The 8,681-nt window shown below is 62.6% G+C and carries 9 protein-coding genes; 2 read left to right on the plus strand and 7 right to left on the minus strand.

From position 1 onward, the window contains the following. Positions 1-81 precede the first annotated feature (81 nt). Together IVA95_RS09650 and IVA95_RS09655 are read right to left on the minus strand one after the other, a co-directional pair. Positions 82-849 (minus strand): SDR family oxidoreductase, encoded by a 768-nt coding sequence (locus IVA95_RS09650; protein WP_028349077.1) that lies wholly within the window; start codon positions 847-849, stop codon positions 82-84. Positions 850-938: 89 nt separating this feature from the next. Beyond that, positions 939-1,649, minus strand: coding sequence for a histidine phosphatase family protein (locus IVA95_RS09655; protein ID WP_247510274.1), 711 nt, complete (start codon positions 1,647-1,649; stop codon positions 939-941). Positions 1,650-1,789: 140 nt separating this feature from the next. Here IVA95_RS09655 and IVA95_RS09660 point away from each other — a divergent pair, with 140 nt between their 5' ends. Then, positions 1,790-2,575, plus strand: a complete 786-nt coding sequence (locus IVA95_RS09660; RefSeq protein WP_247510275.1) for an SDR family oxidoreductase — start codon at positions 1,790-1,792, stop codon at positions 2,573-2,575. 181 nt (positions 2,576-2,756) lie between these two features. Here IVA95_RS09660 and IVA95_RS09665 read toward each other — a convergent pair whose 3' ends face one another. The 4 genes from IVA95_RS09665 to IVA95_RS09680 are packed head-to-tail and all read right to left on the minus strand — an operon-like array spanning position 2,757 to position 6,436. Further along, positions 2,757-3,113, minus strand: a complete 357-nt coding sequence (locus IVA95_RS09665) for an NIPSNAP family protein (protein ID WP_247510276.1) — start codon at positions 3,111-3,113, stop codon at positions 2,757-2,759. Positions 3,114-3,158: 45 nt separating this feature from the next. Continuing rightward, a complete protein-coding gene (locus tag IVA95_RS09670; protein WP_247510277.1) occupies positions 3,159-4,070 on the minus strand; it encodes a DMT family transporter in 912 nt (303 codons plus the stop codon). Between the two features lie 18 nt (positions 4,071-4,088). Further along, on the minus strand, positions 4,089-5,147 hold the full coding sequence (locus tag IVA95_RS09675; protein ID WP_247510278.1) for a phosphotransferase family protein: 1,059 nt from the start codon (positions 5,145-5,147) through the stop codon (positions 4,089-4,091). A gap of 56 nt (positions 5,148-5,203) precedes the next feature. Continuing rightward, positions 5,204-6,436: an acyl-CoA dehydrogenase family protein gene (locus tag IVA95_RS09680; protein ID WP_247510279.1), complete on the minus strand. Its 1,233-nt coding sequence runs from the start codon at positions 6,434-6,436 to the stop codon at positions 5,204-5,206. A gap of 308 nt (positions 6,437-6,744) precedes the next feature. Between IVA95_RS09680 and IVA95_RS09685 the strand changes: the two genes are divergently transcribed. After that, positions 6,745-7,437: a TetR/AcrR family transcriptional regulator gene (locus IVA95_RS09685; protein ID WP_247510280.1), complete on the plus strand. Its 693-nt coding sequence runs from the start codon at positions 6,745-6,747 to the stop codon at positions 7,435-7,437. A 468-nt stretch (positions 7,438-7,905) separates the two neighbouring features. On the opposite strand, the gene IVA95_RS09690 is transcribed toward IVA95_RS09685, so the two are convergent. After that, the coding region (locus IVA95_RS09690; protein WP_247509027.1) for a transposase at positions 7,906-8,681 on the minus strand (776 nt) is incomplete at its 5' end.

An 8,681-nucleotide genomic window follows, 5' to 3' on the forward strand; every position in this document is an offset into this window, starting at 1 on the left:
GTCCCGGCTCTGCGGAGCGGCGTTTCCGGACGATGCTTTGCATCGCCTAGGCTGCACCGCGTCCGGGACACGGGCCAATCCTCAACTGATCGTAGCACCGCCGTCGATCACGATGGTCTGGCCGGTCATGAAGTCCCCCGCCTTCGATCCCATCAGCACCGCGGCGCCGGCGATCTCGTCCGGCACGCCGATGCGCAAGAGCGGCGAGCGCGCGGTGGAGGCCTTCAGCGTCTCCGGATTGTCCCACAGCGCCTTGGCGAAATCGGTCTTGATCAGGCCGGGCGCGATGCAATTTACGCGGATATTGTGCTTGCCATATTCGCAGGCGAGGTTGCGCGCGAGTTGCATGTCGGCCGCCTTCGAGATCGCGTATGCGCCGAGCACGGTCGAGCCCTTCAATCCGCCGATCGAGGACACAATGATGATCGAGCCGTCCTTGCGCTCGATCATCTGCGGCACCACCATGTTGATCAGCCAATTGTTGGCGACGATGTTGTTGTCCAGGATCTTGCGGAACTGTTCATCGGAGATGCCGCCGAGCGGGCCGTAGTAGGGATTGGACGCTGCGTTGCAGACCAGCACGTCGATCTTGCCGAAAGCGCGGTTGGACTCGTCGACGAGGTTCTGCAGGTTTTCCTTGCTGGAAATATTCGCGGCGATCGCTACCGCCGTCCCCTTGCCGAACTTGTCGTTGATTTCCTTGGTGACCTGATCGCAAACATCTTGCTTGCGCGACGAGATCACGACTTTCGCGCCGTGCTCGGCCATCCGCTCGGCGATGGCGCGGCCGATGCCACGCGTGGAGCCGGTGATGACGGCGACTTTCCCGGTCATATCGAACAAGCTCATGTCTCTCTCCCAATGATGGCCCAGCGCGATTGCCGGTTTCGTCTTGAATTAGAACTAAGCAGCCTTTGCGGTCCTCGACAACTTGAGGCTCAAGCGAGCTTGGTCGACGGCGGCTCGACCTCCGGCCCGGACGGCTGATGCATCGCGTCGTGCGAGGCATCGGCGATCCACGGCTGCTGGTTGACCATCTGCAGCCGCCAACCGCTGTGGCCCTCGCTTGCGAGATGGTCGAGCCGCGTGACCGAACAATTGTCGATGTCGAAGACCAGGCCTTTTTCCGGCAAGCCGCCGAGCGCAAGGGCGACGGCGGCCCTGATCGTGCCGCCATGCGCCACGACGATCACGTCCTTGCCCGCTTGTTCGAGATTGATGCGCTCAATGGCGGCGCAGACTCGATTGTAGAGATCGAGGAAACTCTCGCCGCCGGGCGCAGGCTCGTCGAAGGCGCCAAACCAATGGCTACCGATCGGCCGGCTTGCGATGAATGCCGCGCGATTCATGCCTTGCCATTGGCCGAGATGCTGCTCGGCGAATGCGTGCACGTGCGGCATCTCCATCGGCTTGGGAAATCCGGCGGCCCAGATCGCGTGCGCAGTCTGATGCGTGCGCTTCAGATTGCTTGCATACCAGACCGCGTTGCGCGGCAGGATCTTTCCGACCGCCTCGAACACGATGCGATCGCTGCAGTCGCAGCCGAGATCCTCCTGCCCGTAAATGCAGCCGTTATCTTCGCGCACCGGCGCATGACGCACCCACCACCATCGCGTCGTAGCCAGTCGCGGTTTGTCTGCATAGGACATCGCCAAGACCCTTCAATACTGTTCGCTGTCGCTGTACGTCAGAGCACGCATCGTCTCAAGTCACTCTGACGTTTGAAATCTTGTTTGAATTCCGCAAGGCGGCAGACGCCGGCGCGCATAACACTGTAAGGGAGAAGCTCATGGGCCGCCTCGAAGGCAAATCCGTCATCATCACAGGTGCTGGCAGCGGCATCGGGCGCGCGGCATCGGTGCTGTTCTCCAGGGAAGGCGCGAAGCTCGTCATCGTCGACCGCGCTGAGGGCGTGAAGGAGACCGCCAAGCTCGTCAGCGATGCCGGTGGTACGGTCGAGGCTGTGATGGCGGATGCCGGATCGGAAGCCGATGTGATGGCCTTCATCGACAAGGCGGTTTCGAAATACGGCAGGCTCGACGCGATCTGGGCCAATGCCGGCGTCAGCGGCGGGCTGGTGCCGCTGGCCGAGCAGACCGTCGAGCACTGGCAGGAAGTCTTGCGCATCAATCTGATCGGGCCGTTCCTCGCGATCAAACACTCGATGCCACACATGATCCGGCAAAAATCCGGCTCGATCGTATGCACCGCCTCCGTCGCAGGCCTCAAGGCCGGCGCCAGCGGACATCCCTATGGCGCCAGCAAGGCCGGCGTCATCAGCCTGGTGCAGACCACGGCCTATTCGCTGTCCGGTACCGGCGTGCGCATCAATGCGATCTGCCCGGGCCTGATCGAGACCGGCATGACCAAGCCGGTATTCGACCGCGCCAAGGAGCGCGGCACCCAGGACAAGATCGGCCAGCTCAATCCCCTGAAGCGGGCCGGCCAGCCGCACGAACTCGCGGCGATGGGCCTGTTCCTCGCCAGCGACGATGCTTCCTACGTCAACGGCCAGGCGATCCCGGTCGACGGCGGCCTTACCGCGTCGATGCCTTATACGGGCCAGCCGATCTAGCGAGATTCGCGTGTCCCGGACGCGGTGCAGCGTGTAACGCTGCTCCGCAGAGCCGGGACCCAAACACTTCGTGTTCCGTGCAGCCAATGGGTCCCGGCTCTGCGGCGCGTCACCATAGCGCGTCGAAGACGCGCGTAAACGCGCTGATGGTGCCGCACCGCATCCGGGACACGAGAATGATCTATGCGGAGATCGCAAGAAGGCTCCTGCCTTTGGCCGGCGAATAGTCCGTTGGCACAAGCAACCGGTCCTCGATCTGGCCCACCATCAAACCGTGTTCCGCATGTGTCAGGCGCTTGATGTCGGACCATTCGGCATCGGCCATGAAGGCTGACCACGCGGCGGTCTTGGCTGCCTCGTCCGGCCACTCCAGGAGATAGGCAAACTCGGTCCTGTCGCTAAATTTGGTTTCCCACATCGCAACGATCCTGAAACCGTATCTGCTTTGCATGATGCGCGCGGCGTGATCGCGAAAGCGGGCGTGGAAGGCGGACTTGTTCTTCTCGAATATCTCGTAGATGCGCAGTTGCTGGATCATGAACATCTCCAATCAGCTTCGGAGATATGGGCAGCGTCGATGCGATCACAACCCATCCGGCGGCAGGCCGGATGATTCCGCCGCCAGCGTGCGGTGGCGGATGCGCTCGCGGTAGAAGGCATAGAGGCCTGACAGCACGATGATCGAGGCGCCCAGCACCATCATCGCGTCGGGCACGTCGCCGAAGGCGACATAGCCGAGCAGCATCGCCCACGGCAGCGCAGAATAGCGGAACGGCGCCACCGCGGAGATATCGCCGGAGCGCAGCGCTGAAATGATGCACTGATAGCCGATCAGCAGCAGCACCGCGGCCAGCGTCAGCAGGCCGAGCGCGCCCGTGGACGGCGGCGTCCAGCCGCCGAGTGGAACGAGGATGGCGCCGCCGGCCGTGGTCACCGTCACCGTGGTCAGCAAGGTGATGAACAGCGACGGGATCTTTGTGGGTATGCGTCGGGTCGCGAGATCGCGCAGCGCGCAGAACGCCACCGACACCAGCGCGAACAGCGCGAACTGGTTGAAGCCCGCCAGCCCCGGTCGCACGATGATGAGCACGCCGATAAAGCCTGCGACAATCGCCGACCAGCGGCGCCAGCCGACCGGCTCGCCGAATATCACCGCGGCGCCCAGCGTGATCGCGAGCGGCAGCGCCTGGAAGATCGCCGAGGTGTTGGCGAGCGGCAGATGCACGAGCGCCGCCATGAACGAGATCGTGCCGCCGATCTCGCCGACCACCCTGAGCGCCACCGGTTTGAGCATCAGCGTGTCCAGCGGACGCAGCGCGCCCTGATGGTACGCGAACGCCGCGACCAGCACGATCGCAAACAGCCCGCGCACCAGCATCACCTGGCCGAAGTTCATCTCTGACGACACCGCTTTGGTGATGGAGTCGTTCATGGTGAACGCCGCCATGGACACCGCCATGAGCAGGCTGCCGCGGATATTCGGTGAGAGTGCCAAGTCGATTAGTCGCGCTGATTAAGTCGCGCCAGCCTTCTGAGCGTATTCCCAGGAGGACTTCGACAGCGGCACGGTGCGCGCCGCCGACTCCAGCGCCTTGGCGTTGGCCGCGGTGCCGTCGCGGATCCGTCCGGCGATACCTTGCGTGATGCCGGCAAGGCGGAACATGTTGTAGGCGAAGTACCAGTTGAGGTCGGGCACTTCCATGCCGGTGACGTTGCAGTAGATCTGCGCCGCCTCCTCCACGCTTGGAATGTTCAGCGCCTTGAGATCGGCATTTTCCAAGCCCGGCATGGTCCACTGCATCAACAGATAGGTGAAGTCGGCCATCGGATCGCCGAGCGTCGACAACTCCCAGTCCAGCACCGCCTGCACCCGCGGTTCCGTCGCGTGGAAAATCATATTGTCGAGGCGGTAGTCGCCATGGACGATCGAGACGCGCTTCTGCTCCGGAACCGTGCGCGGCAGCCATTCGGCCACCTTCTCGAATTCCGGAATGTGCTGGGTTTCCGAGGCGCGGTATTGCTTGGTCCAGCGGTCGATCTGGCGCGCGAAATAATTGCCCGGCTTGCCGAAATCGCCCAGTCCTATCTGCTCCGGATTGAAGACGTGGAGCTTCGCCAGCGTCTCGATCTTGCTGGTGAAGATCTTGCGCCGGTTGTCCGGCGTCTGGCTCGGCAGCGTTGGATCCCAGAACACCCGGCCATCTTCCATCGACATGATGTAGAAGGCGGCGCCGATCACGGCGTCGTCGGTGCACAGTGCATAGGCTTTTGCGACCGGAAAGCCCTGCTTGCCGAGCGCCGCAATAACGCGGAACTCGCGATCCACCGCATGCGCCGACGGCAGCAATTTGCCGAACGGTTTTCGGCGCATCACGTAGGATCGGGCCGGCGTTTCGAGCTTGTAGGTCGGGTTGGACTGGCCGCCCTTGAACTGCAGGACCTTTAGCGGCCCCTGGTAGCTCTCGACATGCTCGCGCATCCAGCCGTCGAGGCTCGCCTCGTTGATGCGATGGCGCTCCTCGACTTCCTTGGTGCCCGAGAACTCTTCGTCTTTCCTGACGCCGTCCGCCACGATGACGCTCCCTCAATTCTTCTTAGACGTTGGGGAGCGCCATTCATGGCCTCCCGTTAGTTCGTAGTGTTTGCATACTTCCGAAGTTCAAGTCTGGCAATGGCGCGGTTATGGACCTCGTCCGGGCCGTCGGCCAGCCGCAGCGTGCGAACATGCGCGTAGTCCACTGCCAGTCCGGCGTCATCGGAGACGCCGCCGCCACCGAACGCCTGGATCGCGTTGTCGATGATCTTCAGCGCCATGTTCGGCGCCGCCACCTTGATCATGGCGATCTCGAGTTGCGCGGTCTTGTTGCCGACCTTGTCCATCATGTCGGCGGCTTTGAGGCACAGCAGGCGGTTCATCTCGATATCGATGCGGGCTTCGGCGATGCGCTGCTCCCAGACCGAATGCTCGATGATCTTCTTGCCGAACGCCGTGCGCGACGACAGCCGGCGCACCATCTTCTCCAGCGCCTCCTCGGCTTTGCCGATGGTGCGCATGCAGTGATGGATGCGGCCGGGACCGAGACGGCCCTGCGCGATTTCAAAGCCCCTGCCCTCGCCAAGCAGGATATTCTCCCTGGGAACGCGTACGTTCTCGAGCAGCACCTGCGCATGGCCATGAGGCGCATCGTCGAAGCCGAACACCGGCAACATTTTTTCCACTTTGATGCCGGGCGTGTCGAGCGGAACGATGATCTGCGACTGCTGCTGGTGACGCGCCGCGTTCGGATCAGTCTTGCCCATCAGGATCGCCACCTTGCAGCGGGGATCGCCGACGCCGGACGACCACCATTTGCGGCCGTTGATCACGTAATGATCGCCATCCTTCTCGATACGGGTTTCGATGTTGGTGGCGTCGGAGGATGCCACCGCCGGCTCGGTCATCAGGAAAGCGGAGCGGATCTCGCCGTCCATCAACGGACGCAGCCATTTGCGCTTCTGCTCCTTGGTGGCGTAGCGCATGAACACTTCCATATTGCCGGTATCCGGCGCGGAGCAGTTGAACACTTCAGAAGCCCAACTGATGCGGCCCATTTCTTCGGAGAGCGGCGCGTATTCCAGATTGGTCAATCCTGCGCCACGGAATTCATCGTCCTCATGCGAGGACGGCGGCATGAACATGTTCCAGAGGCCTTCAGCATGCGCCTTCTTCTTCAGATCTTCCAGAATCGGGATCACCTTCCAGCGCTCGCCCGCGGCGTCCTGCTGCTTGTAGATCGGCACTGCGGGACGCACATGCGTGTTCATGAACGCGCGGACGCGGTTCAGCCAGTCCTTCTGCTTCTCTGACATGTCGAAATTCATGGGACGCTCCTCGGCTCTCGGCTTCTGAAATCGTTTGGCCGCACTGTCTGCCCGTCACTCACGGCCGGCAAGCCGTTTTGCGGACCTGACAGTCCGGTCGGCTGGAGATGCGACACGTTCGCAAACGTTGTTGACATTTCCAGCCCTTCAAACGATAGTTTCATACAACTGTTTGAATTGCAACTCCCTCCCCGCTGGTCATTCCGGGGCGACCCGCCAGCGTCGAACCCGGAATCTGGAGATTGTGGCGCGAGATTTCCGGGTTCGCGCCTTCGTCGCGCCCGGAATGACGGAAAGAGGCTGTAGCCATGTCGAGCGATCGGACCCGGTCTGCCATCCTTGCCGCCGCCGAAAAGCTTTACGCCGACCGCGGCTTTGGCGACGTGACGCTGCGCGACATCGTCGCGGAAGCCAACGTCAATCTCGCCGCGGTGAACTATCATTTCGGTTCCAAGGACGAATTGATCGCGGAGCTGTTCGTCACCCGGAGCCTTGCCACCAACCGCGAGCGGCTCAACGAATTGAAGCTTGCCGAGGAAAGAGGCGGCGGCCGCGCCCCGATCGACGCCATTTTGCACGCGCTGGTGGGCCCCACTCTGCGCGGCTGCCTCGGTCCTGACCGCGAGGGCTCGACGGCGGCCCGCTTCATGATCCGCGCGTCCATTGAATCGGTGCCGCCGATCCGCCGCATCAAGAACCGCGAAGTCGATCATCTGCGGAAATTCATCGCAGCGATGCGCCGTTCGCTGCCCGGCCGCGACGACGCCGAGCTCTATTGGGGACTGCATTTCGCGCTGGCGATGTCGCATCACACCATCCGGGAAAAAGAGCGGCTGTCCAGATTGTCGGAAGGACAATGCGACCTCAACGACGTCGACGCCATCGTCGACCGCGTGGTTGCGGTCTCGGTGATGGCACTGACCGGCGGCGAGACGCCGGCGAAGAAAGCGTCCACCCGGCCCGTGGTGCCGCACGGGAGACTGACCCGGCAAGACTTGTGAGCTGGACGCGGCACGCGCTAGATTCTCGTAGCACGGCTCTCTCCACGTCATTGCGAGCAAAGCGAAGCAATCCATAGCGCCGCAAGTGGAGACCTGGATTGCTTCGCTGCCGCTCGCAATGACGCGGAGGTAGCGACGCGCATATCATCGTCATCCCCGCGAAGGCGGGGATCCAGTACGCCGCGGCTTTTCGGTTCAATCACTGGCGTCTCTGGAATACTGGGTCGCCTGGTCAAGCCGGGCGATGACAACTGAGTATGACTTCACGATCTCGCGGCATCATCTGCCCGAGTTTTGCTACTGACCTCCCGCCCTCTCCTATCAGAGCAACTGTGTCGAAGTGGACCGTTGATCGGCCGGCCTCAAGGCTGGCGCGGCGCGCGCCACCGCCTGCGGCGGCTGACGGCCTTGACCCCGTCCGCTCGCCGGTCTGTTGGCTGGGCATGCGCTCGGTCGGGGACCGAGCGGTCAGGCGCTCGCTGAGTTGAGCGCGTAGCGGCTGGGATCCCACTTCTGTCGTCGTGCGACCATCGTGTTGAGAATGACGATCAGCTTGCGCATGCAGGCAATGATCGCAACCTTCGGCTTCTTTCCGTTGGCAATCAGGCGGCCATAGTGGGCCTTGAGCACCGGATTGTTCAGCGTGGCTGCACCGACACAGGCCATATAAAGGGCATTGCGAACCCAGCGGCGGCCACCCTTGATGTGGCGCTCGCCGCGCCGGTTTCCGCTATCATCGTCGTAAGGGGCGGCGCCGATCAAGGCCACGGCAATCTCGTCGCTCACCTGTCCGAGTTCCGGCATTCCTGCAACGAGGTTTGCGGAGGTCGTTTCGGCCAAGCCCGGCACGCTCTCGATGATCTCGGCACGCTCAGCAAGGTGTGGCGTGGCCTTGATCTGGGCTGAGATTGCAGCCTCGAGCTTGGCGATCTCGCAGACCAGATTCTTCAAGAGGCGCTCGCGTGCCTTCTGAACAAGTCTTGGCGCAGCATGCTCGTTCTGGCTTTGCAAACGTGCTTTGAGATCAACCAGGCTGATGCGCGCCTTCGCGAGCGCCAGCAACTTCTCGTGCGCGGCATCGTGCGTCTGGCCCGGCGCCTCGCTGAATATCTCGGCAAACCAGGCGATCATCTCCGCATCGATCGCATCGTTCTTGGCCAGGCGTCCGGCCGACTGCGCGAAGCTGCGGACCCGTTTGGGGTCGACAATCCGCACCTCGATGCCGGACTCGCGCAGTACCTTGG

This window comes from Bradyrhizobium sp. 157 (assembly GCF_023073815.1).
Taxonomy (GTDB): Bacteria; Pseudomonadota; Alphaproteobacteria; order Rhizobiales; family Xanthobacteraceae; genus Bradyrhizobium.

Bases quoted from the DNA above. Each gene is read 5' to 3' on its own strand.
- IVA95_RS09650 (WP_028349077.1), bottom strand. From the start codon at position 849: ATGAGCTTGTTCGATATGACCGGGAAAGTCGCCGTCATCACCGGCTCC.
- IVA95_RS09655 (WP_247510274.1), bottom strand. From the start codon at position 1,649: ATGTCCTATGCAGACAAACCGCGACTGGCTACGACGCGATGGTGGTGG.
- IVA95_RS09660 (WP_247510275.1), top strand. From the start codon at position 1,790: ATGGGCCGCCTCGAAGGCAAATCCGTCATCATCACAGGTGCTGGCAGC.
- IVA95_RS09665 (WP_247510276.1), bottom strand. From the start codon at position 3,113: ATGATCCAGCAACTGCGCATCTACGAGATATTCGAGAAGAACAAGTCC.
- IVA95_RS09680 (WP_247510279.1), bottom strand. From the start codon at position 6,436: ATGAATTTCGACATGTCAGAGAAGCAGAAGGACTGGCTGAACCGCGTC.
- IVA95_RS09685 (WP_247510280.1), top strand. From the start codon at position 6,745: ATGTCGAGCGATCGGACCCGGTCTGCCATCCTTGCCGCCGCCGAAAAG.